The 25,567-nt window shown below is 28.7% G+C and carries 22 protein-coding genes, 1 other RNA gene, 1 riboswitch and 1 other annotated feature; of the genes, 1 reads left to right on the forward strand and 22 read right to left on the reverse strand.

The window, feature by feature from the left end:
* Nucleotide 1: 1 nt before the first annotated feature.
* Nucleotides 2-1,027 carry a transglutaminase domain-containing protein gene (locus tag HUU89_RS04840; RefSeq protein ID WP_118748791.1) on the reverse strand — a complete coding sequence of 342 codons (1,026 nt, stop codon included), beginning with the start codon at nt 1,025-1,027 and terminating at the stop codon, nt 2-4.
* A 321-nt stretch (nt 1,028-1,348) separates the two neighbouring features.
* Here HUU89_RS04840 and HUU89_RS04845 point away from each other — a divergent pair, with 321 nt between their 5' ends.
* A complete protein-coding gene (locus HUU89_RS04845; RefSeq protein WP_117347721.1) occupies nt 1,349-1,750 on the forward strand; it encodes a hypothetical protein in 402 nt (133 codons plus the stop codon).
* Between the two features lie 30 nt (nt 1,751-1,780).
* Here HUU89_RS04845 and HUU89_RS04850 read toward each other — a convergent pair whose 3' ends face one another.
* The 21 genes from HUU89_RS04850 to gyrA form a co-directional block, all read right to left on the reverse strand.
* Nucleotides 1,781-6,010 carry a 2-hydroxyacyl-CoA dehydratase gene (locus tag HUU89_RS04850; protein WP_118748792.1) on the reverse strand — a complete coding sequence of 1,410 codons (4,230 nt, stop codon included), beginning with the start codon at nt 6,008-6,010 and terminating at the stop codon, nt 1,781-1,783.
* Entirely contained in the window at nt 6,003-6,440 is a 438-nt protein-coding gene (locus tag HUU89_RS04855) for a MarR family winged helix-turn-helix transcriptional regulator (RefSeq protein WP_118748793.1), read from the reverse strand. The genes HUU89_RS04850 and HUU89_RS04855 overlap by 8 nt, the downstream gene beginning before the upstream one ends.
* Before the next feature lie 105 nt (nt 6,441-6,545).
* Complete coding sequence (locus HUU89_RS04860; protein ID WP_117850336.1) at nt 6,546-7,187, reverse strand: YggS family pyridoxal phosphate-dependent enzyme; 642 nt, start codon at nt 7,185-7,187, stop codon at nt 6,546-6,548.
* Nucleotides 7,188-7,251: 64 nt separating this feature from the next.
* The gene (locus HUU89_RS04865; RefSeq protein WP_022002023.1) at nt 7,252-7,788 is read right to left on the reverse strand and encodes an ECF transporter S component; all 537 of its coding nucleotides are present in this window, start codon (nt 7,786-7,788) and stop codon (nt 7,252-7,254) included.
* An 8-nt stretch (nt 7,789-7,796) separates the two neighbouring features.
* On the reverse strand, nt 7,797-8,546 hold the full coding sequence (locus tag HUU89_RS04870) for a DUF4430 domain-containing protein (protein ID WP_175301129.1): 750 nt from the start codon (nt 8,544-8,546) through the stop codon (nt 7,797-7,799).
* A 13-nt stretch (nt 8,547-8,559) separates the two neighbouring features.
* Nucleotides 8,560-9,645 carry a hypothetical protein gene (locus tag HUU89_RS04875; protein WP_147579805.1) on the reverse strand — a complete coding sequence of 362 codons (1,086 nt, stop codon included), beginning with the start codon at nt 9,643-9,645 and terminating at the stop codon, nt 8,560-8,562.
* A 91-nt stretch (nt 9,646-9,736) separates the two neighbouring features.
* Nucleotides 9,737-9,918: riboswitch (cobalamin riboswitch) on the reverse strand.
* Between the two features lie 88 nt (nt 9,919-10,006).
* Complete coding sequence (gene metG, locus HUU89_RS04880) at nt 10,007-11,968, reverse strand: methionine--tRNA ligase (protein WP_175301130.1); 1,962 nt, start codon at nt 11,966-11,968, stop codon at nt 10,007-10,009.
* 37 nt (nt 11,969-12,005) lie between these two features.
* Nucleotides 12,006-12,202, reverse strand: a binding site (T-box leader).
* Between the two features lie 103 nt (nt 12,203-12,305).
* Nucleotides 12,306-13,649 (reverse strand): polysaccharide deacetylase family protein, encoded by a 1,344-nt coding sequence (locus tag HUU89_RS04885; RefSeq protein WP_175301131.1) that lies wholly within the window; start codon nt 13,647-13,649, stop codon nt 12,306-12,308.
* A 79-nt stretch (nt 13,650-13,728) separates the two neighbouring features.
* Nucleotides 13,729-14,577, reverse strand: a complete 849-nt coding sequence (gene rsmI, locus HUU89_RS04890; RefSeq protein ID WP_147579808.1) for a 16S rRNA (cytidine(1402)-2'-O)-methyltransferase — start codon at nt 14,575-14,577, stop codon at nt 13,729-13,731.
* Nucleotides 14,570-15,307, reverse strand: a complete 738-nt coding sequence (locus HUU89_RS04895) for a tRNA1(Val) (adenine(37)-N6)-methyltransferase (RefSeq protein WP_032091119.1) — start codon at nt 15,305-15,307, stop codon at nt 14,570-14,572. Before HUU89_RS04895 ends, rsmI begins: the two co-directional genes overlap by 8 nt.
* Entirely contained in the window at nt 15,285-16,127 is an 843-nt protein-coding gene (locus HUU89_RS04900; protein ID WP_032091118.1) for a stage 0 sporulation family protein, read from the reverse strand. Before HUU89_RS04900 ends, HUU89_RS04895 begins: the two co-directional genes overlap by 23 nt.
* Before the next feature lie 12 nt (nt 16,128-16,139).
* The gene (locus HUU89_RS04905) at nt 16,140-17,084 is read right to left on the reverse strand and encodes an AAA family ATPase (RefSeq protein WP_217498431.1); all 945 of its coding nucleotides are present in this window, start codon (nt 17,082-17,084) and stop codon (nt 16,140-16,142) included.
* The gene (gene tmk, locus HUU89_RS04910; protein ID WP_032091116.1) at nt 17,081-17,701 is read right to left on the reverse strand and encodes a dTMP kinase; all 621 of its coding nucleotides are present in this window, start codon (nt 17,699-17,701) and stop codon (nt 17,081-17,083) included. The genes HUU89_RS04905 and tmk overlap by 4 nt, the downstream gene beginning before the upstream one ends.
* A gap of 74 nt (nt 17,702-17,775) precedes the next feature.
* Nucleotides 17,776-18,366 carry a recombination mediator RecR gene (gene recR / locus HUU89_RS04915; RefSeq protein ID WP_022002033.1) on the reverse strand — a complete coding sequence of 197 codons (591 nt, stop codon included), beginning with the start codon at nt 18,364-18,366 and terminating at the stop codon, nt 17,776-17,778.
* A gap of 9 nt (nt 18,367-18,375) precedes the next feature.
* The gene (gene dnaX, locus HUU89_RS04920) at nt 18,376-20,190 is read right to left on the reverse strand and encodes a DNA polymerase III subunit gamma/tau (RefSeq protein ID WP_032091115.1); all 1,815 of its coding nucleotides are present in this window, start codon (nt 20,188-20,190) and stop codon (nt 18,376-18,378) included.
* A 50-nt stretch (nt 20,191-20,240) separates the two neighbouring features.
* The gene (locus HUU89_RS04925; RefSeq protein ID WP_175301132.1) at nt 20,241-20,693 is read right to left on the reverse strand and encodes a nucleoside deaminase; all 453 of its coding nucleotides are present in this window, start codon (nt 20,691-20,693) and stop codon (nt 20,241-20,243) included.
* A gap of 16 nt (nt 20,694-20,709) precedes the next feature.
* Nucleotides 20,710-20,798: signal recognition particle sRNA small type (ffs, locus tag HUU89_RS04930), an RNA gene on the reverse strand.
* A 25-nt stretch (nt 20,799-20,823) separates the two neighbouring features.
* Nucleotides 20,824-21,330 (reverse strand): GNAT family N-acetyltransferase, encoded by a 507-nt coding sequence (locus HUU89_RS04935; RefSeq protein WP_175301133.1) that lies wholly within the window; start codon nt 21,328-21,330, stop codon nt 20,824-20,826.
* Between the two features lie 40 nt (nt 21,331-21,370).
* Nucleotides 21,371-22,657 carry a serine--tRNA ligase gene (serS, locus tag HUU89_RS04940; RefSeq protein WP_022002037.1) on the reverse strand — a complete coding sequence of 429 codons (1,287 nt, stop codon included), beginning with the start codon at nt 22,655-22,657 and terminating at the stop codon, nt 21,371-21,373.
* A gap of 48 nt (nt 22,658-22,705) precedes the next feature.
* On the reverse strand, nt 22,706-23,071 hold the full coding sequence (locus HUU89_RS04945; protein WP_022002038.1) for a DUF4186 domain-containing protein: 366 nt from the start codon (nt 23,069-23,071) through the stop codon (nt 22,706-22,708).
* Nucleotides 23,072-23,087: 16 nt separating this feature from the next.
* A complete protein-coding gene (gene gyrA / locus HUU89_RS04950; RefSeq protein WP_117828304.1) occupies nt 23,088-25,556 on the reverse strand; it encodes a DNA gyrase subunit A in 2,469 nt (822 codons plus the stop codon).
* Nucleotides 25,557-25,567: the final 11 nt, after the last annotated feature.

Genomic DNA, 25,567 nt, shown 5'->3' on the forward strand with positions numbered 1-25,567 from the left:
TTTACCATTTTAAATAAATCGTCTTCAATTGATCATTCGTGATATATTGAATATGATCTACCCCTTCTATTAAACGATAGGCATCTCCTTTTTTTGTTAATCTTTCTTTAGCATCATTATATACTTCATTTGAAAATTGAAAATAACATTCTCTTTGATTTTTATTTATTTTAGCTTTTAAAGTATTTAATTGATATAAATCAAAATACAACCCTTCTTCTTTAAAATAAGTATGTTTATCATTTTTAGTTATTTTATAATGATCATCTAAATCATACATTTGTTTCATTGTTTGACTATCAAACATCAAATAATTATTATTGATGATTTCCTCATCATCTAATACTAAATCACCCCAGGTTGCATCTATATAATAATAATCATTGTCATATTTTATCATATTTATTGCATGTTTGTCTTTTCTTCCTTTTATTGTTTTCCCTGTTAAATATGTTGCTTTAAAATGCAATTGATTGAGTAGATATTGCATTGTTTTTGCATAACCACTACAAACTGATTGATGATTAATAAGAACACTGATTATTTCTTGGTTATATTTTGCTTGTTCATTATACTTACAATGAGTAATAACATCATCATAAATATATTTTATTTTTTGATAGGATTTTAAATCTTGTGTATCCTCTTTTAGTTGTTTGACAATTTTCTTTATCCTTTTTTGATCTTTAAGAATTTCTTTTTCTTTCATACTATATTCAAAATTAAAAAGACCTTTTGTATTAAGAGACCATTCCTTAATATAAAATAACTCTGGATGATCCTTTAAAACTGCATTAACAATTTGACTCACTTTATCTATCTCTTTTTCTTTAATATAAATATTTTGTTTTCTTGTATAAGCAATATTATAAATTATTTGATAGAGTTGTTTTTGTTTTTTATTTAAAAGCTGGTAATGATATTTAAAACATTGATCTTGTTTAAATTTATTTTCTATACTTTGGTAAGATTGTGGAAAACATCCACATAATAAAAATAATACAAGTAGACTAATCAGTTTTTTCATTTTAAAAAAAATAATCTAGCGAATGCTAGATTACTCTTCCCTCAATTTATATTCAAAATAACTCTTACCAAAATAAACTACACTACCTGCCAAGAGCATCATTAATAATCCTAAGCACATAATAAACATCCCCTTCTTATTCATATCATACTCTTTTATACTATTTTATGCAAATTATTTAGATTTTATATCCTTTTTTTACTTCTTTTTTTCTACAATCTTTTTAAAACTATTATTATAAAATATTATTAGTAAAATAAATATTTTTAAACTTGTTCAATGATTTAAAAGGGGTTAAAATTATAATAAGTAGGTGATATGATGAATGCCGATAGATTATTTATGCTTGTTGATACATGTGCCAATATTGATGAAGTAAAACACGAATTTCCAAATTTAGATTTTTTAACTTATTTTTATGCTTTATTAGGATATTACTGTATTCCTACAATCAAGTTATATAATGAAACAAAAATTGATGAAAACACTTTGAATGGTATTCTTAATGGAAAAATTCAACCTCAAAGAGATGATCTTATTCAAATGAGTTTAGTTTTAAATATTGATTTAAAGAAAACAAACTTTATGCTTTCTCTTGCTGAATGTGAAACATTATCCTATAAAGAAAGTAGAGATAGTTTAATCATTTGTGCTATTAAAAATCATTATTCAATTAATAAAACAAATATGATGTTATCAACCTGCAATCTTATCAAAATATAAATAGTGGTTCAAAAATGAACCACTATTTTTCTATTTATTTAAGTTTTTAAATGCTGTCGATAACATTAATTTAATACGATTTAATTGGTTAACTTCACTTGCTCCTGGATCATAATCTACAGCAACAATATTACTTTGAGGATATTTCTTTCTTAAAGCTTTGATTGCTCCTTTACCAGTAACATGGTTAGGTAAACATCCAAATGGTTGCATACATACAATATTTGGTGCTCCACTTTCAATAAGTTCAATCATTTCACCAGTTAAGAACCAACCTTCACCTGTTTGGTTACCAATTGAAACAACTTCTTTGGCTTTATCAGCAAGATGTTCAATAGATGCTGGTGGATCAAAACGTTTAGATTTTTCTAATGCTTTAATCATATCTTTTCTTAAGAAATCTACTGCTTTAACAGCGAATTCACATAGCTTAGCAGCTTTAGCTGTCGCATTAAAATGTTCTCTTTCAAATGTTGTTGAATAGAAACAGTATTGGAAGAAATCAATTAAATCAGGCATAACTGCTTCTCCACCTTCTCTTTCAATAATATCAACAATTTGATTATTAGCAGTTGGATGGAATTTAACAAGGATTTCTCCTACTAAACCAACTCTTGGTTTCTTGATATCCAATAAAGGTAATTCATCAAAATCTTTTACGATTTGATAAACATTTTTCTTAAATTCTTTCATGCTACCTGTTTCAATATTTTTCATACATTTTTCTACCCATGATTGATAAAGTCTATTAGCACTTCCTTTTTCTTTTTCATATGGTCTTACACGATAAAGGACTCTCATGAATAAATCTCCATACATTGCACCGATAATAACTTTCTTAGCAAGAGGATAAGTAATCTTAAATCCTGGATTTGATTCAATACCTTGTAAGTTAGCACTAATAACTGGTACTTGTTCTAAACCAGCATCTTTTAAAGCTTTACGGATAAATCCGATATAGTTTGTCGCACGACATCCACCACCTGTTTGAGAAATGATCAAGGCTGTTTTGTTGACATCATATTCACCGCTTGTTAAAGCTTCCATCATTTGTCCAGCAACAAGGATACTTGGATAGCAGGCATCATTATTAACATATTTTAATCCTGCTTCTGTAGCTCCTTTATCTACTGATGGTAAGACTTTTAAGTTATAACCACTTTCTTGCATTGCTTTTTCAACAAATTGGAAATGGATTGGTGACATTTGTGGACATAGAATCGTCCAACGATCATCTTTCATTTCTTTAGTGAATGGTACTTTCACTGGTTTATATTTTTTAGATAAATCAATTTCTTTATTTTCTTGTTTATCAATTGTTGCTTTTAAGGAACGGATACGGATACGAATAGCACCTAAGTTACTTCCTTCATCAATTTTAATAAGTGTATAAATCTTGTTTCTCGCATTTAAGATTTCAGCTACTTGATCTGATGTTACAGCATCTAACCCACAACCAAATGATGTTAATTGAATTAATTGTAGATTTGGTTGAGATGAAACAAATGAAGCTGCATGATACATTCTTGAATGATATGTCCATTGATCGACAACACGTAATTCTTCTAATTCTTTATCTAAATGACAAACACTATCTTCTGTTAAAACAGCCATTCCTTCACCAGTGATTAAATCAGCTAAACCATGGTTGATTTCTGGATCGACATGATATGGCCTACCTGATAAAACAACACCTGTCATATTATTTTCTTTTAAATATGCAAGGACTGTTTCCCCTTCTCCTTGAATATCTAAACGGCATTGTTGTAGTTCTTCATAAGCATGTTCAATTGCTGCTTTTAATTCTTTATCACTAATACCAAATGATTTAAATTCATCTTTTAAGTTTGTAAACATTGTTTTTCGGTTACTTAAATCCATGAATGGATTTCTAAAGATGATTTCATTTGTTTCTAAGTTATCTACGTTATTTCTAATAACTTCTGGATAAGAAGTTACGACTGGACAGTTGTAATGATTTCCTTGAGTAACATTTTCTTTTCTTTCATAAGCTACTGAAGGATAGAAAATATATTTAATTCCTTTTTCAATTAAACTTTCAATATGTCCATGTGATAATTTAGCTGGATAACATACACTTTCTGATGGAATAGATTCAATTCCTTTTTCATAGATTTTTTTACTTGAACGTGGTGATAAGACTACTCTGAATTTTAAATCAGTAAATAAAGTATGCCAGAAAGGATAATTTTCATACATATTCAAGACACGAGGAATACCTACTGTTCCACGTTTTGCTTCTTTAGCCGTTAATGAACGATAATTGAAAACTCGACGATATTTATAATCATATAAGTTTGGTAATTGTTTTGATTTAGGAGGTAAGTTTGCTCCTCTTTCACATCTGTTTCCACTGATATGTTCACTACCATCATTAAATGAAGAAACTGTTAACATACAATGATTTGTACATTTTTGACAATAACGAATTGTACTTTCATAACCGAAAGCATCAACTTGTTCCTTATTAAGTAATGTTGTTCCTTGTCCTTGATATCTTTCTCTAGCAATTAAAGCAATACCAAAAGCACCCATTAATCCAGCGATATCTGGACGAATCGCTTTGATTCCTGTTTCTTGTTCAAAAGCTCTTAAAACAGATTCATTATAGAATGTTCCACCTTGTACTAATACTGATTTACCAATACTTTCAGGCGAACGTAATTTAATAACTTTATATAAAGCATTTTTAATAACAGAATAAGCAAGACCTGCAGAAATATCTTCAATCTTAGCTCCTTCTTTTTGTGCTTGTTTTACTTTAGAGTTCATAAATACAGTACAACGTGATCCTAAATCAATTGGTGCTGTTGATTGTAAAGCTAGATTAGCGAAATCAGCAACATTATACCCTAATGATTTTGCGAATGTTTCAATAAATGAGCCACATCCTGATGAACAAGCTTCATTTAATAAAATATCTTGAATAATACCATCTTCGATCTTGATAGCTTTCATATCTTGTCCACCGATGTCTAAGATAAATGAAACATCATCTTTAAAATATTTAGCGGCTGTAAAGTGAGAAATTGTTTCTACTTCACTGACATCCATTTTAAATGCAGATTTAATTAAAGCTTCACCATATCCAGTTGAACCAGCATGAACAAGTTCTACTCCTTTAGGTAAGATTTCATAGATTTCTTTTAAGATCTTACGAACAACTTCAATTGGATTTCCTTCATTAGATGAATAGAATGTATATAACACAGAACCATCTTCATCAACTAATACAGCTTTAGATGTTGTCGAACCAACATCTACACCTAAGAAAGCTTTTCCTTGATATGTATTTAAATCTCTTTTCTTTACTTTAGTACGATAATGTCTATTTCTAAATTCAATACGATCTTCTTCTGTTTCAAATAATGGTTTCAAAGTATCAGTTTCATCGGAAATACCATCTTTTAATGATTCTAAAATAGTAACAAGTTGATCAATTGATGTTTGATTCACTTTATCTTCTCTAGCAAGTAAACAAGCTCCCATAGCAACGAATAATTGTGAGTTTTGAGGAAAGATAACATCTTCATCTTTTAAATTTAATGATTCAATAAAACGTGTACGTAATTGATCTAAGAAATAAAGAGGACCACCTAAGAAAGCAACTTTACCACGAATAGGTTTACCACAAGCAAGACCACTAATTGTTTGATTAACAACTGCTTGGAAAATAGAAATAGCAATATCTTCTCTTGCTGCACCTTCATTAATTAATGGTTGAATATCTGTTTTCGCAAATACACCACAACGAGAAGCAATTGGATAAATTGTTTCATAGTTTTTAGCTAGTTCATTTAATCCTGCAGCATCTGTTTGTAATAAAGAAGCCATTTGATCAATAAAAGCTCCTGTACCACCTGCACAAGTTCCGTTCATTCTTTGTTCAAGAGTTGATTCAAAATAAGTGATTTTTGCATCTTCTCCACCTAATTCGATAGCAACATCACATTCAGGAATATATGTTTCTACTGTCTTAGTACAAGCAATAACTTCTTGAACAAATTCTACATTTAAATGATTTGACAATGATAAACCACCTGAACCTGTCATAACTACTTTAACTGGTAAGTTTCCATAGTGTTCTTGAACTTCTTTAATTAGACTTTCTATTGCTGGTTTAACATCAGAATAGTGTCTTTGATATTTTGAATAGATACATTGATGTTCTTGATCTTCCACATATAATTTTACTGTTGTTGATCCTACATCAATTCCCATGTAATATAATTTATCCATTTTTTGACTCCTTTACTAAATTAAGTGTCATTTTAGAAATCGTATTTCTAAATTGTTTCACTTCTTTTTCATCAATTCCATTTAACATAATTTCTTCTAATTGAATCACATGATTTTCTATTTTTTCTACCGTACTATAAGCATGATCAGTTGCAGTAATTTTTTTCATACGCTTATCATTTTCAACAGGTTCTTTGATAATGTAACCATTCTTTTCTAATGAATTTAATAAACCTGTCGCTGTAGATCTTCTTATATTAAAATACTTCTCTATATCCTTTTGATAAACTTCTTCATCATTTTTACAAATATATACAAGAATTAAACCTTGGGGACCTGACAACAAACAATCTATACCATGTATATTATCTAAATAACGCCCCATATATTTAGATAAAACTCTTATCTCCATTCCTATCCTTGGCTCCATAAAGGCCTCCTTTTTGTTCGGCTGCTAACATTATACGCTTTTGTCACACTATGTCAAATTATTTGAAATTTTATTATTTAAACAAAAAAATAGATATTTTCGTATCTATTTAAATAAAGCACTTCCTATTCTAATCATGGTAGATCCATGTTTTAAAGCTTCATGATAATCATTAGACATTCCCATTGATAACTGATCCAATTGATACATTGGATAATCTTTTTGAAGTCTTTGTAAGAGTTCTTGTGTCATTTTAAAATACTTTTCAGTTTCACTACTTTCAATATGTGGTGCCATCATCATAAGTCCTCTTACTTTCACATGAGGATAATCTTTTAAACTATTAAATACTTCATCAATTTCTTCTACTTCAAAACCATGTTTACTTTCTTCTTTAGCAATATTTACTTGAATTAAAACAGGCATTTCTAAATCTCTTTTAGCGGCTTGTTTTTCAATTTCTTTTAATAAAGAATAACGATCTACTGCATGAATTAAAGTTACTTTATCAATAATATATTTAACTTTATTAGGTTGTAATGTTCCAATAAATTGAAATTCACCATTGCCATGATATTTCTCATATTTTTCTAAGAAAGCTTGTACTCTGTTTTCACCAAAACATGTTACACCTAATTCTTCTAATTTTTCTATTTCATGAACATCTACATATTTTGTAGCTGCAACAAGTTTTGCTGGTTTTACTTCCTCTAATATCTTTTTAACTGCTTCTTCATTTACGATCATAAAATCATCCTTTCATGATAAATTCTTACTTTATTATAATTCAATCAAAAAGAAAAACAAGAACTTAGTCTTGTTTTAATCTTATTCTTTCTGATTCCTTTTTTAATACTTTCATTAAAATAGGTGCACATATTAAATAAAAACAAAAGTTTCCTACTGCATGAAAAGTATCAAATAACAATCCTGCCATATAATAAACAATATATAAAGAAGGACCACCTAACATTAATTGTTCTAGAGAAACAACAATACCAAAGACATACCCCATAAAAAAGGAAAAGATAGCCATAGGAAACAGTTTTGGTTCCTTATGTATCTTTTTTAAAAAATCTAATAAAACCTGTGTAATCAAACAAATAACAACCCACGCAAGTATTTGAAAGAAAGTCCATGTTCCCATGCCTAAAAACAAATTAGAAACAACAGTTGTAACAATACTTAATTTAACTCCAAAACCTAATCCAAATAACATGACAGAAATAATAATGATAGAAGTAACAGGTTTAATATTAGGTAATGCTTGTAGATATATACGAGAGGCAATATTAACAGCTGCTAATATTCCTATTAAACTAATTTCTTTTACTTTACTTGAATGCATATAGTCTCCTATTCATAGTTAACATAATACCAAACAACTTTATCGCCATCTTTTAAATTGTATTTAATTGCTGCCATATTAGGGGCAACACCATTAACACTATACATCCATCCAGACATTGGCCCATGTTGCTTTTCTTTTAAACCACCTATTCCTGAAACATAATAATCACTACCCTCAACTTCTTTACCATTTTTAGCTGCTATAATTTTTAATACACTTAAAGCATTACTATTTTTATCAACATTTAAAGTACCAGCCATCATTGTATTTCCCATTCCAATTACTTGAATATTTATTGTAATTTTTTCATTAGTTGGTTGTTGATTCGATGAACTATTGGTTGATGAATTATTTGACTGATTATTACTTGTTTGTCCACTATTTGATTGAGATTGATTCGTAGAACTTTGAGAATGACCTGCACTACTACTTTTACTATTGCTTTGAGTTGTAGATGATGATTTACTATTTGATTTATTTTTATCATTTGTTTTTGTTTCATCTGTTGATTGTGTTGATGATTGACTGTCATTTTGTGTAGATTCACTTGTTTCTTGTGTTTGATCAGTTGTCTCTTGTTTCTCTTCTTTTTTAGTTTCCTTAGTATTTTTTTCTTTCTTATTTTTTGTAGTGTCTACTTGTGCTACTTGATTGGTTTTATAATTTCCAGTAACACCATTATAAATAGAAAAACTACCAATAAAAACAAAAGAAATTGTAATAAATAATATTACAATTCTTTTTGTTTTATCCATATTTTTTATTTTATTAATGAACTCTTTCATATTCTTTTCTTAATACTAAGAATAATCCACCAGACACCATTGATAATGAAACAAAGATAACAACATTAGTTTCATCTCCAGTTTTTACTGAAGTTGTTTTTTGATTTGTTGTTTCAACTTTATTTGTAGATTGGCTATCTTTTTTTGTATCTGTTGGTTGTGCTGGTTTTGTGTTATCAGGTTGTTCTGGATTCATCATTTTATCATAAGCTTTTTTAGCTTTAATAATAACTGATCCATTTTTATATGTTCCTAATGTTTTAGCTACTTCTGCAGTTGTATATTCTGCATTATAACCACTTGGGAATGATCCATCACTTAATTGTGTATTTAATAGACAATCTACTGGATGAACAGTATAACTATCATTTAATAAAGCATTTGTATCATATGCGAACATTCCTTCTAATACTTGTGATTGAGTATCTACATTATCAGCAGTAACCCATCCTGTTGTTGTCATTGTTGTATTATTTTTAATATAATCAATTGCTTTATTGATAGTAGTCGCATATTTTTCTTTATTCACAACTGCTAAACCTTCAATAACCCATCCTGTAGTATCATAATCAGCGTAATAAGTTCCGCCCCATTCATAACCACAAACACTAGATGCTGCTAATTCATCATTTAATTTATTAGCAATTAAATTTGTCTTTTCTGATGAAGTTACATATAAAGCATATAATGTCCAAACATCTGAAGAAGCTCCCCAGCTACCTTCAACATTACCATTTTCATCAATTTGACTTTCTAATGTTTTTTTATCTTCTGTAGGATCAACACCTAATAAAACTTCTGTAACAATTTTTTTAGAAAGTGATGTACTACTTAAATCTGCTGAAGAAGTATCAAATTGATTGCTTTCAGCTTCTAATCCTAAAGATTCTACAGCAAGAATTTTATCTGCATTATTTAAATTGTTGTTATTTTTATAATATTCAACAACTTTAGAATAAGCAGCGTTAATTTTTGATGTATCATATGATGTTGCTGATACACCAGAAATGGCAGTCATGAAACATACAACTGAAATCATAAAACTGCATACAATTTTTCTCATTTTCATATTCTTTCCCCTTTCAAATTAAATAACTTCTAAATAAAAACTAGGCATAGTTATCCTAGTTTATCTAGAAGAACTACTTTATACTCCGTAAAGTGTATCCTTAGATATAGGCAAGTATTCCGACTCTGTTTCTTTGTTTAAGCGTCTTCCCAGTTTCCCAGTGACTTTGATGCTTATTCTCCACATTACGGCGGCGGGACCGTCCAGGTTTTACACCTGATTCCTTTTTAATTTAAATATAAAATATTCAAAACCTATAAATATTATTCAATTTTACTTTGTACTTGGACATTATATTATAATTGATAAAAAAAATATAGACAGAATAGAAAAAAATCGCATGAAATCATGCGATTTTAGATTATCTGATTGTTGTACCTACTGGTAATTCTCCTGCATCTACAACACCTAATACTTTTTTATCTCCACCGGCAAGAACCATACCTTGAGATTCTACACCTCTTAATTTAGCTGATTTTAAGTTTGTTACAACAATAACTTTTTTACCAACGAATTCTTCTGGTGAATAAACATCAGCAATACCACTTACGATTTGTCTTGGTGTTTCTTCACCAACATCAATTTGGCTTACTAATAATTTATCAGCATTTGGATGTTTTTCACATTTAATAACTTTTCCTACTTTTAATTGAATTTTAGAAAAGTCATCAATTGTAATTTCTTCTTTTGTTTCTTTAGCTTCTTTTTCTTTCTTTTCTTTTACAGCTTTGATAGAAGCTTTTTGTTTTGCTTCAATAACTTCTACTTTTTTAGAAACTTCTTTTGGATCTAATCTAGCAAATAACATTTCTGGTTTTTCAACTACTTTTGTTCCTGATGCATAGTTTCCAAATTCTTTTAAGCTTTCAAAATCACGTTGATCTGTATTAATTTGATCTAAGATTTTTGTAGCTGTTGAAGGCATATATGGATATAGCATAACTGCTGAGAAACGAATTGATTCAATTAAGTTATATAATACTGTAGCTAAACGATCTTTTTTAGTTTCATCTTTAGCTAATGCCCATGGCATTGTTTCATCAATATATTTGTTTGTTCTTCTTAATAAGTTGAAGATTTCATCTAATGCATTTGATGCTTTGAATTCATCCATTTTAGCAATAGATTTAGCTGGCATAGCTAACGCTAAATCTTTTAATTCTTGATCTACGTCTTCACATACGTTTTTGTTTTCTACAATACCACCAAAGTATTTATTAGACATAGCAATGGTTCTATTAACTAAGTTTCCTAAAACGTTAGCAAGATCACTATTAATTCTTTCTACTAATAAATCCCATGTAATACTTCCATCATTATCATATGGAATTTCATGTAATACGAAATATCTTACTGCATCAACACCAAAGATATCTACTAAATCATCTGCATAGATAACATTTCCTTTTGATTTAGACATTTTACTTTCACCTTGTAATAACCATGGATGTCCAAATACTTGTTTAGGTAATGGAATATCTAATGCCATTAACATAATTGGCCAATAAATTGTGTGGAATCGAACGATATCTTTACCAATTAAATGTAAATCAGCAGGCCAGTATTTTTTATATAATTCACCATGATTTCCATCTGCATCATATCCAAGTCCTGTAATATAGTTTGTTAAGGCATCAATCCATACATAAACAACATGTTTAGGATCAAAATCAACTGGAATAGACCATTTAAATGATGTTCTAGAAACACATAAATCTTGTAATCCAGGTTTTAAGAAGTTATTCATCATTTCATTTTTTCTTGAAACTGGTTGAATAAATTCTGGATGATCTTCGATATGTTTAATTAAACGATCTTGATATTTAGATAATTTAAAGAAGTATGCTTCTTCTTTAGCATCATGTACATCTCCCCCACAATCAGGACATTTACCATCAACTAATTGTGATTCAGTAAAGAATGATTCGCATGCTGTACAATATTTACCTTCATAATGACCTAAATAAATATCACCTTTGTCATATAATTTTTTAAAGATTTTTTGTACTTGTTTTTCATGATATTCATCAGTTGTTCTCATGAATCGATCATACGATGTATCCATCATATCCCAAATATTTTTAACTACACCTGCAACTTGATCTACATATTGCTTTGGTTCAATTCCTGCTTCTTTAGCTTTAATTTCAATTTTTTGTCCATGTTCATCTGTTCCTGTTTGGAATCGAACATTGTACCCTTCTTGTCTTTTAAAACGAGCAATTGCATCAGCTAAAATAATTTCATAAGTATTTCCAATATGAGGTTTACCTGAAGTATAAGTAATTGCTGTTGTAAGATAATAATCTTTTTCGTCTTTCATCTTCTAATCTCCTTTATAAAAATAAAAAACGCCCTTATAAAAGGACGAATAATCGCGGTACCACCTTTTTTACACATTGCTGTGTCACTCAAAACTTTAACGCAGTTAACGATTATTTCTAACTATTTGAAATAACTACTCCTGGGCCATCTCTTAAAGTTTAACATACTGATTTTCACCAGCCATCAGCTCTCTAAATGTCTTGCTTTAACATCTTCCATTCTTCGTATTTATTGTATCCTTATTAACTTTATCAAACCCTTAAATCAATGTCAATGAGTTTCATTGAAAGAAAATATGTTTCACGTGAAACAAAAATAGTATAGCCTAAACTATACTATTTATATTCAGAATGTCCTTTATATTTTAATAAATCTGATACAGTAACGAATTGATAACCTTCTTTACTTAATTGATCTAAAGCCATTTCTAATCCAGCAACAGAATTTTCATGAATATCATGAATCAAGACAATATTACCATCACCAGTTTTAGACTTAGCATCTCTAATAATATTATCACATACGATTTGAGCACCATTTGTTACTTTACTATAACGCCAATCTTCTGTATCTCCATCCCATAGAATCATACTTAAACCATACGAATAGAATGCAGATTTAACTGTATCATTTTTTGCTCCATAAGGTGGTCTTATTAATGTTGGTTCTGTTCCACAGGCTTTAAAACATGCTTCTTGTGTTTTCTTAATTTCTTCATCTAAAGCAGTAGCATCTAATTTTGTAAGTTGTGCATGTTGATATGTATGACTTGCTATCTCATGTCCTCTTTCATAAACTGATTTAACAATATCTGGATAAAGATTCATGTTTTGACCTAATTCGAAGAATGTTCCTCGACCATTATATTTTTCAAATGCATTCATTGCTCTTTCTGTTAATGTTTTATGTGGTCCATCATCCAATGTAATAGCAACCATTTTTTTCTTTGGATCTACTTTCATTAACTTAGGTGCTTTGACATCTAATGGTGCATTAGATGGAATATTTTTATTTGCTAATTTTATGTAATCTTTATTTTCTTTATAATTAATAGTAATTTTATTTTTTAGTTTTTGATCTGTAAAATATGTAAAACTATCTTGATCTACTTTAATAGAAGTTGATTCTTTATCATACTCACTCACTCCTAAAGTATTTAATAAATCACCATATTTACCATGTAAACAATCTTTTAATGTTAACAATTGATTTGTTTTACAATCATATGTCATTATAGATTTTGTTGCTTTTGTTTTTGTCTCATCTTCATTAATACGCTTATAATCTAATTCAACAACAACATATTGTTTATAAATCTTTTTACAAGAGTAATCTAGATATAATATATCTTTTTGATCCTTTTTCTTTTTTTCTGATTTTAAATATGTGCTATATGATTCTTTAATAATTTTATTTAAATTCTTTTCTTTTAATTTAGGATAGTATAATGAAATGTAAAAATCATCATTTTCTTTTTCATAGTGTTGTACTGTTCCATATTGTTTATTTGTTTCATTATAAGTATTATAATCTTCATATTTATTTTTCTCATTAAATAGTAAAAAATAAATACCTCCCAATATTAATATCACAACCAATAATGTAATAATTACAGGTATGGATTTTAATCTTCTTTTGCTTCCATGTCTACCATAATTGTAGCTTTGTTTACTATACATATTTCCTTGTTCCTCCTGCTTATAGTATACCACAAATATATAATTTTATCTTTTGTTTCACGTGAAACAAAAAATACCATTATTTAGAATGGTATTCTTGATAAACACTATTTTTATTAAGATTTCTTTGTTTAGCAACTTCTTTGATTGCATCTTTAGTAGACATTCCTTTTTCAATATACATATCTACGTCTTCCTTGATTGTTGTTTCAAAAGTTATTTCTTCTTCTACTTCTTGACTACCTTCAACAACAATAACCATTTCTCCTTTTAATTCTTCTACAATAGAAATAATTTCAGAAATAAGACCTCTAATGATTTCTTCATGTTTTTTTGTAATTTCTCTACATAAAGCAATATTTCTATCTCCTAGAATATCTAACATTAAATTTAATGTTTTTTTAATTCTATGTGGTGATTCATAAAAAACAATTGTTTCTTTATATTTTTTTAAATCAATTAATTCTTTTTTCTTTTTCTTATCTAAATGATCTAAAAAGCCATAAAACATAAATGGTTGTGGTGCAATTCCTGAAACAACTAAAGCATCTAAACAAGCATTACATCCTGAAATAGGAACAACATTTATTTCATGTTCTATTGCTTCTTTAACTAATTCATATCCAGGATCAGAAATAGCAGGATAACCGGCATCACTTACTAAAGCAATATCATTTCCTTCTTCTAATAATTGTATAAGTTTAGGAATTGATTGTTTTATGTTATGTTCATGATGAGAAATAAGTTTTGTTGAAATTTCAAAATGATTTAAAAGCTTAACAGTATTTCTTGTATCTTCTGCAGCAATATATTTTACATTTTTTAAAGTATTAATAGATCGATATGTCATTTCATCTAAATTACCAATAGGTGTTGCTACTAAATATAATGTTGGTCTTTCATTTTCAAAACTCTTTTGTCTATTCATCTATCTTCTCTCCAAACATTCTTCTTACTTCATTACTGTAACTTCCATCATCATTATGTGCATATAATGGTGGTTCGATTTTTAATCCTTTTTTTCCTTTATACATTCCTTCTACTAATAAGACATGTGAATCTCTATTCATTTTAGGATATACAAAACGTATTCTTTTAGGTTCAATATCATATTTTTGCATAATATTTAAAATATCAATCATACGATCAGGTCGATGAACAATTGCAAATCTTCCTTTGTTGTCTAATAAATAAGCTGCCGCTGAAATAATACCTTCTAAATCAATTTTTATTTCATGACGTGCTATTGTTAAATATTCATTATCATTTAAATTACTATTTTCCCCTACTTCAAAAAATGGTGGATTGCAAACAATCAGCTGTGCTTTTGGTAACTCTTTGACAACATCTTTAATATCTCCATGAACGATTTCGATTTGGTCATTTAAATCATTCATCTCAACATTTCTTCTAGCAAGATCAACCGCTTCATCTTGAATTTCTATACCTATAATTTTTTTAAGTGTTCTTTTTGAAAGCAATAATGGAATAGCAGCATTATTTGTACCAAAATCAACAATATTTTTTACATCTTTATTGATTGTACAAAACTGTGATAATAAAACAGTATCCAAAGAAAAGTTAAACATATCTTTTCTTTGGATAATTTTCAAATCATTATGTGCTAATAAATAATTAATGACTTCTTGGTTTTCCATTTTTCTTTCCTGCATGATTATTTTTATCAAATTTAATTTCGTCTAAACCAACGAATACAATTCCATTATTTGTTTCAATTTTAACAAGATCATTAATAACATTTAATCCTGTTACTTTTACATCTTTATCTTGATATTTTACATGTGATCCTATTTTAGGAAAACGTTCTTTTTCTAAAGAATAAATTTCATCTTCATATTTTAAACAACACATTAATCTTCCACATGCACCTGATATTTTTTCTATATTAATTGCTAACATTTGATTTTTAGCCATATTAATAGAAACTCCATTAAATTCTCCTAAAAGAGTTGAACAACATAATGGTAAACCACATGTTCCAATTCCACCAATTACTTTTGCTTTATCTCTTGGACCAATTTGTCTTAACTCTATTCTGCATTTGAAAACAACAGCTAATTCCTTTAATAGTTCCCTAAAATCAACACGATCATCGGAAGTGTACATAAAAATAACTTTTGCTTTATCTAATGTATATTCACAATTAGTAAGTTGCATATTAACATCATATCTTGAAACAATTTCTTTACATGTTACTAATGCTTGTTTTGCATCCCTAACATTTTTTTGATAATTTTCTATATCTTTTTTTGTAGCTTTTCTAACTATCTTTTTTAATTCTGTATCTAAATTAAATTCTGATATATCTTTTAATTCCTGTGATATTTCTCCAAGTTCTAATCCTCTAGCAGTTTCTACAACTACTCGGTCATCTTTTTTTAATTTTAAATTTGTGGAAAAATAATAGATCTTACCAGCACTTTTAAATTTTACACTTGCAAGTTTAATTTCTTCCATATAAATTCCTTTCTATATTCTATACATCATACTATCCATAAGTAATGGAATATTAGCATTTGTATCTAATAAGTATGATGTTTCTAATAATAATTCAATTTTCTTTATTATATCATTGTTATCATATGTTAGTGAATTAAAAAATTCTACGTGATTACAAAAAACAGCTTTTTCATTTTGTTTCACGTGAAACATATCCTTAAGTGCAAGAATAATTAAATTAATAAATAATTTAATATTTTCCTTTTCTTTATGATCTTTAAGCATATGAATTTGTGTGTTTATGATAAGATTTTCTCTATATAAAAATAAATCCTCAACAAAATTAATTGCTTGTAACACAATATCATCAAAATTATCCTGATTTAAATTTTCTAAATCATCTTCATCTTTAATAATATAAGATAAGACACTTGCTTTTTCTTCTTCATATCCTTTAGCAATCAATTTTTCTTTAAGTACTTCTTTATTATCTGGTTTTAATTCTATAACCTGACATCTAGATATAATAGTTGGTAAAATACGATTGATATTTTTAGTTGTAAAAATTGCATAAATACCTTCTGTTGGTTCTTCTAATATTTTAAGTAAAGCATTCATAGCTTCTTTGGTTGTTTTTTCAACATTCTTTAAAATATAAACTTTTGCCTTACCTTCAAGAGAAGACTTTTTGAAAGTTTCTTGTATATTTTCAATGTGTTTCTTTTTAATACTTTCCTCTTCTCCATCAATTTCTATAATATCTGCATATTGATGGTTTAATACTTTTTTACAATCTATACATTGTTCACAAGCTAAGGTTTCATTACATATAAGTGACATTGTTAGAAACTGTAATGGTTGATCAGTATTATTTCCAACAAGTAAGAATGCATGTGGTATTTTTTTTAAGTTAAATTCATTTTCAATAATTCTATAGAATAAAGGTTGATTTTCTTTTAAATAATCTTTGATCATAATATTTTCTTAATTTCCTTTAAGGCATCTTGTACAACATCTTCAACCTTTTGATCTGCATTGATTTTTACAATACGATCACTATATTGTTTACAAATTGTTAAATAACCTTCATAAACATTTTTATGAAAATCACTTTTTTCTAAATCTAATCGGTTGGTTTCTCTTTGATTAACTTTAATTCTTTCTAATCCTTTTTTATAATCAATATCAAAAAATAAAGTTTTATCTGGCATAACATCGTTTATCGCAAATAAATTCATATTATAAACTTCATCAATTCCTAGATTTCTAGCAACACCTTGATAAGCAAGTGAACTATCTACAAAACGATCACATAATACAATATACCCTTCTTTTAAAGCTGGTAATACTTTTTCTACAAGATGTTGTCTTCTTGCTGCTGCATATAATAAAGCTTCTGTACGTGCATCCATTTTTGTATTTTTCTTATCTAAAATAACATTTCTTATTTGTTCAGCAATATCAACCCCACCTGGTTCTCTTGTAAGTAAGACTTTATATCCTGATTCATTTAATATTTTTACAAGTTCTTTAGAAACTGTTGTTTTTCCACTACCTTCTGGTCCTTCTAATGTAATAAACTTTCCTGTCATAATACTTCTCTCCTCTTTCTTCATTATTATAACTGATTTTTCTATTTAAACAAGAAAAGACCTCTTGCAAGGTCTTATATTTTCTTTCTTCCTTCTAAAGATTTTAATAATGTTAATTCATCTGCATAATCAATATTACTTCCTATTGGTAATCCATTAGCAATTCTACTTGTTTCTATTCCTTTTTTCGCTAACAACTTAGCTAGAAACAATGCTGTTGTTTCACCTTCTCTTGTAGGATTCGTTGCAATAATCACTTCTTTAACTCCATCAAGTCTTTCAAATAAAGAATTAATATTTAAATCATCTATCGTTTTACCATCAATCATAGAAATCGTCCCATGTAAAACATGATATAATCCATGATATTCTCTTACCTTTTCCATAGCAAAAACATCTTTAGGACTTTCTACAACACAAATAACTGATTGATCCCTTGTTTCATCTTTACAAATTTCACAAAGTTCACCTTCACAAATATGTCCACATTTTTTACAGTAATGGATATTATCTTGAAAATGAGCTAACACATTTGCAAACTCTTGGACATATTCTTTATCCATTGATAAAACATGATAAGCTAATCTTTCTGCAGATTTACCACCTATTCCTGGTAGTCTTTTAAAACATTCAACTAAATCTGTAAATGACTTTGGATAATTCATAATACACTCCTATTCTTCAAATTCAACAATCTCATCACCAAACATATCAATCGCATATTGTTGAGCTTCTGTAAGTTCTACAACCGGTTCATGATATTCATCAATATGATGTAAAACAATTGGTTGTGGTTGTGGTAATTTTTTTTCTTTATTAAGTTGAATAAATTTTTGTCTCATATTTGGCCAATCTGCTTCCATTACTGCAATAAAATCATATTCTGATCCTAAAACTTCCTTTAAGAAATTTTTTAATGGATAATAATTTTCTGTATAGTTAATACTATTCACTTCTGGTTGATATTTCAATGTCAAAATAAAACCTTTTTCGCCAGCAGCTACAGGTTTAGCATCACATAGCATATTTGCATATTTAGCAGTATTAAGATTATAACAATATCTTCTAATAACTGGCCATTTATCTTGAATATCATTTAAAACTGTTCTTTTCGCCTGTACTAAAATATTTAAAATGTCATTAAAGTCTACTTCTATTTGAGCTGTTGTTTTTACTTCTTTTACTTCTTCTTTTACTTCTTCTTTAGCTTCTTCCACAGGAGTTTCTACTTGTTCAACTTTCGGTTCTTTCTTTTCTTCTACCTTTTCTTGTAAATCTTCTTGAGGTTCAATTACTGGTTCTTGTACCTTTTCTACTGGTTTTTCAACCACTTCTTCTTGTTGAACTTCAACCAATGTTTCATGTGAAACATTTTCAATAACTTTTGGTTCTTCTACAACAACTTCTTTATGTTCATTTTCAATTTGATTACATATCTTTAATAAAGCTAATTCAAAATATGTTGATGAATCTACAGCCTGTCCATAATGACTACTTGCATCCATAAAAATATCAATCATTTGAAATGCTTCTTCTACTAATATATAAGGAACAATTTGTTGGATATCGTTTTTATGCAAAACAAATAATAAAGATAAATCTTGCGTGTTTTTAAAAATAATAACATCTTTTAAAACATCTATTAAATCTTGTGTCAATCTCTTTAAATCAATACTTAAAGACATCATATGATCTAATGTTTTTAAAACATTCTTCATATCCTTTGTCAGTAATAATTTAATTAAACGTATTTTTTCATCATTTGCTAATAAACCATAAACTTTATTAATATTTTCTACTGTTAAATGTCTATCATACGCTAAACATTGTTCTAAAATACTTAAAGCATCCCTCATTCCCCCATCAGCCAACTTAGAAATAATTTCAAGAGATTCTTCATCATATTCTACATTTTCTTCTTTTAATACATATTCCAAACGACTAATAATATCATGTTCATCCACACGTTTGAAATCAAATCTTTGACAACGTGAAATAATAGTTGGCAAAATTTTATGTGGTTCTGTTGTTGCTAGAATAAATACGATATGTGCTGGAGGTTCTTCTAATGTTTTTAATAAAGCATTGAATGCTTCAGGTGTCATCATATGAACTTCATCAATAATATAAACTTTATATTTAGCATTAATAGGGGCATATTTTACTTTATCTATCAAATCTCTAACTTCATTGACTCCATTATTACTTGCCGCATCAATTTCAATAACATCAGGATGATCTCCTTGAGTAATTGCTTTACAGTTAGGACATTCATTACATGGAGGATGATCTCCTGTACAGTTAATAGCTTTAGCTAATATTTTAGCAATCGTTGTTTTCCCTGTTCCACGTGGTCCAGCAAATAAATAAGCATGCGCTATTCTATTTTCTTTAATTGCATTTTTTAATGTAATTGTAACATGACTTTGTCCAGCGACATCTTCAAATGTTTGCGGACGATAAGTACGATACAAGGCTTTATATGACATATTCTCAACTCCTATCTCCTACATTATACACGAAAAAAAGATATGAGTAATCATATCTTTTGACGTTTCTTTTTAAAATAGTCTTTTATTAACTTTGAACATTTATCTTTTAAAATATCTGATTGAATCATGGGAATATAATTAAGTTTAGGATTTGGTAAATGAATCAATTTATCTAAAGACATCCATCTTGTATCACTTGCACCATAAACAACTCTTTGAATATGGCTTTGAATAATAGCTCCCGAACACATTAAACAAGGTTCTAAAGTTGTATAAAGTGTACATTCATCTAAGCGCCATCTTTCTATTTTTTTACAAGCTTCTTCAATAGCTAACATTTCTGCATGACCATAAGTTTGATTTAAATACTCTCTTTGATTATATGCACGGGCAATAATTTGATCATCTTTTACAATGATACATCCAATTGGCACATCATCATGTTTTAATGCTTTTAAAGCTTCTTGATAAGCTATTTCCATATATTCTTCATCATTCATCTTTTTTTCCTCTAAAAATAAAGACCATCACACATAGACGGTACTTCTTAATGCTGCTACCTTCCGGTCCTGACATGGTTCGAAGCCGCCTATTGTAATGGCAAATATGATTATAGCGTATTTTAGATTTTTAATCAATATATAAATTCATTAAAAGTGCATCATAATACTTTTGATTGACATTAAACATTTGAGGATATCTCCCTATTTCTTGAAAATTAAACTTTTTATAAAGATTAATAGCTGATAAATTATCCTCTTTCACTTCTAAATCAAGAATTTTTAAAGATGTTTCTTTGATCATTTCTAAAGCTTCTTCCATCATCATTGAAGCAATCCCCATATTCCAATATTCTTTTTTTACAGTGATTGCAAAATGACCAATATGTTTTAATCTTTCTTTTTGTTCACCTTGAATAGATAATAAAGAAACAAGTTCATCATCAATAAAACCACATAAAAGTAAACCATTCTCTTGATCAATAAAATCTTGAATAACTTCCATTTCTTCAAATTCATTTAAATAACATTCATTTAAACCATAAGTTAAGTTATCACTTTCTCCCCCAACCTGATTTAAATAATCAATAATCATTGAAGCATCCTCAATTTCTGCTTCACTTATAAATAATTCCATCTTTCTTTTACCTTTCTATAAAAAAGAGTCACCGAAGTGACTATTTTTTAGGAATAATAATATCTTTACCACCCATATAAGGACGTAACGCTTCTGGAATATTAATAGATCCATCTTCATTATAGTTATTTTCAATAAAAGCAATAACTGCTCTTGTTGAAGCTAAAACTGTATTATTTAAAGTAGAAACATAATAATTTCCATTTTCACCTTTAGCACGAATACCTAAACGTCTAGCTTGTGCATCTCCTAACGTTGAACAAGAACCAACTTCAAAATATTTTTGTTGTCTTGGTGACCAAGCTTCAACATCACATGATTTAACTTTTAAATCAGCTAAATCTCCAGAACAACATTCTAATGTTCTTACTGGAATATCTAAACTTCTAAATAATTCAACTGTATATGACCACATTTTGTCATACCATTCCATAGCTTCTTCTGGTTTACATAAAACAACCATTTCTTGTTTTTCAAATTGATGAACACGATAAATACCACGTTCTTCAATACCATGAGCACCTACTTCTTTTCTAAAACATGGTGAATAAGAAGTCATTGTAATTGGTAATTCTTCTTCTTTAACGATTTGATCTTTAAATTTACCAATCATACTATGTTCAGAAGTTCCAATTAAGTATAAATCTTCACCTTCAATTTTATACATCATAGCATCCATTTCATCAAATGACATAACACCTGTAACAACATCACTACGAATCATGAATGGTGGAATACAATAAGTAAATCCTTTATCAATCATGAAATCTCTAGCGTATGAAAGCATTGCTGATGATAAACGAGCGATATCTCCCATTAAATAATAGAAACCATTTCCACTTGTTCTACCTGAAGCTTCTTTATCTAAACCATTAAAACGAGCAATGATATCAGCATGATATGGAATTTCATACTCAGGTACAACCGGATCTCCGTATTTTTGAATTTCTACGTTTTCTGAATCATCTTTTCCAATAGGTACTGAATCATGAATGATATTTGGTATTTTCATCATGATTTCTTTTAATTCTTTACCATATTCTTCTTCTTTAACTTCTAAATCTTTTAATTCTTCTGCCATAGAAGTTACTTTTGCTTTAATTTCTTCAGCTTCATCTCTTTTGCCTTCTCTCATTAAAGCACCAATTTCTTTAGAATATTTATTTCTTAAACTTCTAATTTCACTTGCTCTTGTGACAACTTCACGATAATCTTTATCTAATTTATAAGCTTCATCTACTAATCCAACTTTTTCATCTTGAAATTTTTTCTTCATATTTTCTTTGACTAAAGTAGGATTTTCTCTAATTAAATTAATATCAATCATTTTCTTTCCCCTTATATTATTAATAACTGCCTTGATTATACATCAAGGCTATTTTCTTTGCAATTCTCTTTTAATCCAAGCCATAATCACTTGAACAATCATCTCTTGTTGACTGTCATTTAACTGTGTATGTGGCTTAATATGATACCACTTATATAAACACCCTCGACAACATGAAGCCGTGGCATGTTGAGCAATAAACACAGGATGATTTTTCATCGGTGTTTGCTTTCCATCATTTAAAATTACAGCCGGTGCTATTCTTTTAGAAATAAAATCTCTGGCGTGTTGTTCTATAACATCTAAGCCTTTTTCATTACAATAATCTTTATACTTTTTAGCAAGATGAAAAGAACTTCTAAACTTTGAATGATCTAAACGATTAAACAATCTTTTTAATTCTTCCCCATTCATTTCTAAAAGAGTCAGATTACTCTGACTCTTCTTCACCTTCTTCTACAACTTCTTCTTCATTTTTAGCAACAACTTCCACAGAAGAAACCTTGCTATCATGTACTTTAATAAGTCTTACACCTTGAGTCGCACGTCCTGCTGTTTTAACTTGTTCCATAGGTAAACGAATCACAATACCATCATCTGTAATAATTAATAAATCTTCATTACCTTCTACTGCTCTAATCGCTACAATTTGTCCATTACGTTCAGTAACATTAATTGTTTTAACACCTTTTCCACCACGATTAGAAACACGATACTCATCAATTGGTGACATCTTACCATAACCTTTTTCCGTAACAACCATAATTAATTGTCCTTCACGGTTTGTTGTCATACCAATAACTTTAGAACCATCAACATTAATACCTTTTACACCACTTGCACTTCTTCCCATTGGTCTAACATGACCTTCAGAGAATCTTACAAGTTTACCATTACTAGCAGCAATTAAGATTTCATCATCCCCTTTAGTTAATTTAACACCAACTAAAGCATCATCCTCTTTTAACTTAATCGCAATCTTACCAGTTTGTCTAATGTTTTCAAATTCAGAAATATCAACACGTTTAACTAAACCTTGTTCAGTAGCAAAGAATAAATACCATTGATTATCTTCTTCAATCATCTTCTTATTAATATTAATTAATGACTTAACGCTTTCATCTTTATCAAGATTTAAAATATTAACAATTGGTAATCCCTTAGCCGTTCTACCAAATTCAGGAATATTATATCCTTTCAAACGGTATACCTTTCCTTTATTTGTAAAGATCAATAAATCATCATGTGTTGACATATGAATAAGTGAACTAATCACATCATCTTGTGTTGTTGACATACCTTTAACACCACGTCCACCTCTGTTTTGAGATTTATAAGTATCTACTGGCATACGTTTTACATAACCATTATTAGTAAGTGAAATAATAACATCTTCTACTGGAATTAAATCTTCATCTTCAATATCAAATGTACCTTGAATAATTTCAGTACGACGTTTATCACCATATTTTTCTTTCATTTCTAATAATTCATTTCTAATGATTTCTAAGATACGTTCTTCATTAGCAAGAATATCTTTTAAATCAGCAATTGTAATTAATAAATTATTTAATTCTTCTTCAATCTTTTCTCTTTCCAAACCAGCTAAACGTTGTAATTGCATTTCTCTTACAGCTTTAGCTTGTTTATCAGACATTCCAAATTCATCCATTAATCTTTGTTGAATGATTTCAGTTGTTCTACTTGTACGAATTAATTGAATAATTTCATCGATATGATCTAAGGCTTTCTTTAAACCTTCTAAAATATGTGCTCTTGCTTCTGCTTTATTTAATTCAAATTGTGTTCTACGACGAATAACTTCTTCTTGATGTTGTAAATAATATTGAATTAATTCTTTAAGTGTTAAAGTTTTAGGTTCATTATTAACTAAAGCAATATTATTGACACCAAATGTTGTTTGTAAAGAAGTTAATTTATATAATTGATTTAAAATAACTTCTGCTTGAACATCTCTCTTTAATTCAATGACAATTCGAATCCCTTCACGGTTTGATTCATCACGAACATCACTAATACCTTCAACAACTTTATCACGTGCTAAATGCGCAATCTTTTCGACTAATCTTGCTTTATTTACTTGATAAGGAATTTCATAAGCAACAATTCTTTGTCTACCCTTATGTTCTTCAATTTCTGTTTTAGCACGCATAACAATAAGACCATTACCTGTTTCATAGGCTTTTTTAATAGCGCTCTTTCCTAAAATATATCCACCAGTTGGAAAATCAGGTCCTTGAATATAATTTTCCATTAATTCTAAAACAGTAATATCAGGATTTTTACTTACCGCAATAACGGCATCAATCACTTCACCAATATTATGAGGTGGCATATTTGTAGCCATCCCAACAGCGATTCCTGTTGTCCCATTGACCAATAAGTTAGGAATACGACAAGGTAATACCGATGGTTCTCTTTCTTCACCATCATAGTTTGGAATAAAATCAATCGTATCTTTATTGATATCTCTCATTAATTCCATTGAAATTTTAGACATTCTCGCTTCAGTATAACGCATAGCGGCAGCGCCGTCACCGTCAATTGAACCAAAGTTTCCATGACCATCTACAAGCATATAACGATATGAGAAATCTTGTGCCATTCTCACTAAGGCTTCATAAATTGAAGAATCTCCATGAGGGTGATATTTCCCCATAACTTCCCCAACGATACGCGCAGATTTCTTATACGCTTTATCACTATAACAACCAAGTTCATTCATACCATAAACAATACGTCTTTGAACTGGTTTCATTCCATCTCTTACATCAGGTAATGCACGTGCTACGATAACTGACATGGCATAATTCATGAAAGAAGTTTTCATTTCTGATGTTAATTGAATTTTTCTAATTCCTTTTTCTTGATTATCCATTTTCTACTCCT

The organism is Faecalibacillus sp. H12 (assembly GCF_013361255.1).
Classification (GTDB): domain Bacteria; phylum Bacillota_I; class Bacilli_A; order Erysipelotrichales; family Coprobacillaceae; genus Faecalibacillus; species Faecalibacillus intestinalis.

Coding starts and splice junctions, on each gene's coding strand:
- HUU89_RS04840 (WP_118748791.1), bottom strand. CDS start 1,027: ATGAAAAAACTGATTAGTCTACTTGTATTATTTTTATTATGTGGATGT.
- HUU89_RS04845 (WP_117347721.1), top strand. CDS start 1,349: ATGAATGCCGATAGATTATTTATGCTTGTTGATACATGTGCCAATATT.
- HUU89_RS04850 (WP_118748792.1), bottom strand. CDS start 6,010: ATGGATAAATTATATTACATGGGAATTGATGTAGGATCAACAACAGTA.
- HUU89_RS04855 (WP_118748793.1), bottom strand. CDS start 6,440: ATGGAGCCAAGGATAGGAATGGAGATAAGAGTTTTATCTAAATATATG.
- HUU89_RS04860 (WP_117850336.1), bottom strand. CDS start 7,187: ATGATCGTAAATGAAGAAGCAGTTAAAAAGATATTAGAGGAAGTAAAA.
- HUU89_RS04865 (WP_022002023.1), bottom strand. CDS start 7,788: ATGCATTCAAGTAAAGTAAAAGAAATTAGTTTAATAGGAATATTAGCA.
- HUU89_RS04870 (WP_175301129.1), bottom strand. CDS start 8,546: ATGGATAAAACAAAAAGAATTGTAATATTATTTATTACAATTTCTTTT.
- HUU89_RS04875 (WP_147579805.1), bottom strand. CDS start 9,645: ATGAAAATGAGAAAAATTGTATGCAGTTTTATGATTTCAGTTGTATGT.
- metG (WP_175301130.1), bottom strand. CDS start 11,968: ATGAAAGACGAAAAAGATTATTATCTTACAACAGCAATTACTTATACT.
- HUU89_RS04885 (WP_175301131.1), bottom strand. CDS start 13,649: ATGTATAGTAAACAAAGCTACAATTATGGTAGACATGGAAGCAAAAGA.
- rsmI (WP_147579808.1), bottom strand. CDS start 14,577: ATGAATAGACAAAAGAGTTTTGAAAATGAAAGACCAACATTATATTTA.
- HUU89_RS04895 (WP_032091119.1), bottom strand. CDS start 15,307: ATGGAAAACCAAGAAGTCATTAATTATTTATTAGCACATAATGATTTG.
- HUU89_RS04900 (WP_032091118.1), bottom strand. CDS start 16,127: ATGGAAGAAATTAAACTTGCAAGTGTAAAATTTAAAAGTGCTGGTAAG.
- HUU89_RS04905 (WP_217498431.1), bottom strand. CDS start 17,084: ATGATCAAAGATTATTTAAAAGAAAATCAACCTTTATTCTATAGAATT.
- tmk (WP_032091116.1), bottom strand. CDS start 17,701: ATGACAGGAAAGTTTATTACATTAGAAGGACCAGAAGGTAGTGGAAAA.
- recR (WP_022002033.1), bottom strand. CDS start 18,366: ATGAATTATCCAAAGTCATTTACAGATTTAGTTGAATGTTTTAAAAGA.
- dnaX (WP_032091115.1), bottom strand. CDS start 20,190: ATGTCATATAAAGCCTTGTATCGTACTTATCGTCCGCAAACATTTGAA.
- HUU89_RS04925 (WP_175301132.1), bottom strand. CDS start 20,693: ATGAATGATGAAGAATATATGGAAATAGCTTATCAAGAAGCTTTAAAA.
- HUU89_RS04935 (WP_175301133.1), bottom strand. CDS start 21,330: ATGGAATTATTTATAAGTGAAGCAGAAATTGAGGATGCTTCAATGATT.
- serS (WP_022002037.1), bottom strand. CDS start 22,657: ATGATTGATATTAATTTAATTAGAGAAAATCCTACTTTAGTCAAAGAA.
- HUU89_RS04945 (WP_022002038.1), bottom strand. CDS start 23,071: ATGAATGGGGAAGAATTAAAAAGATTGTTTAATCGTTTAGATCATTCA.
- gyrA (WP_117828304.1), bottom strand. CDS start 25,556: ATGGATAATCAAGAAAAAGGAATTAGAAAAATTCAATTAACATCAGAA.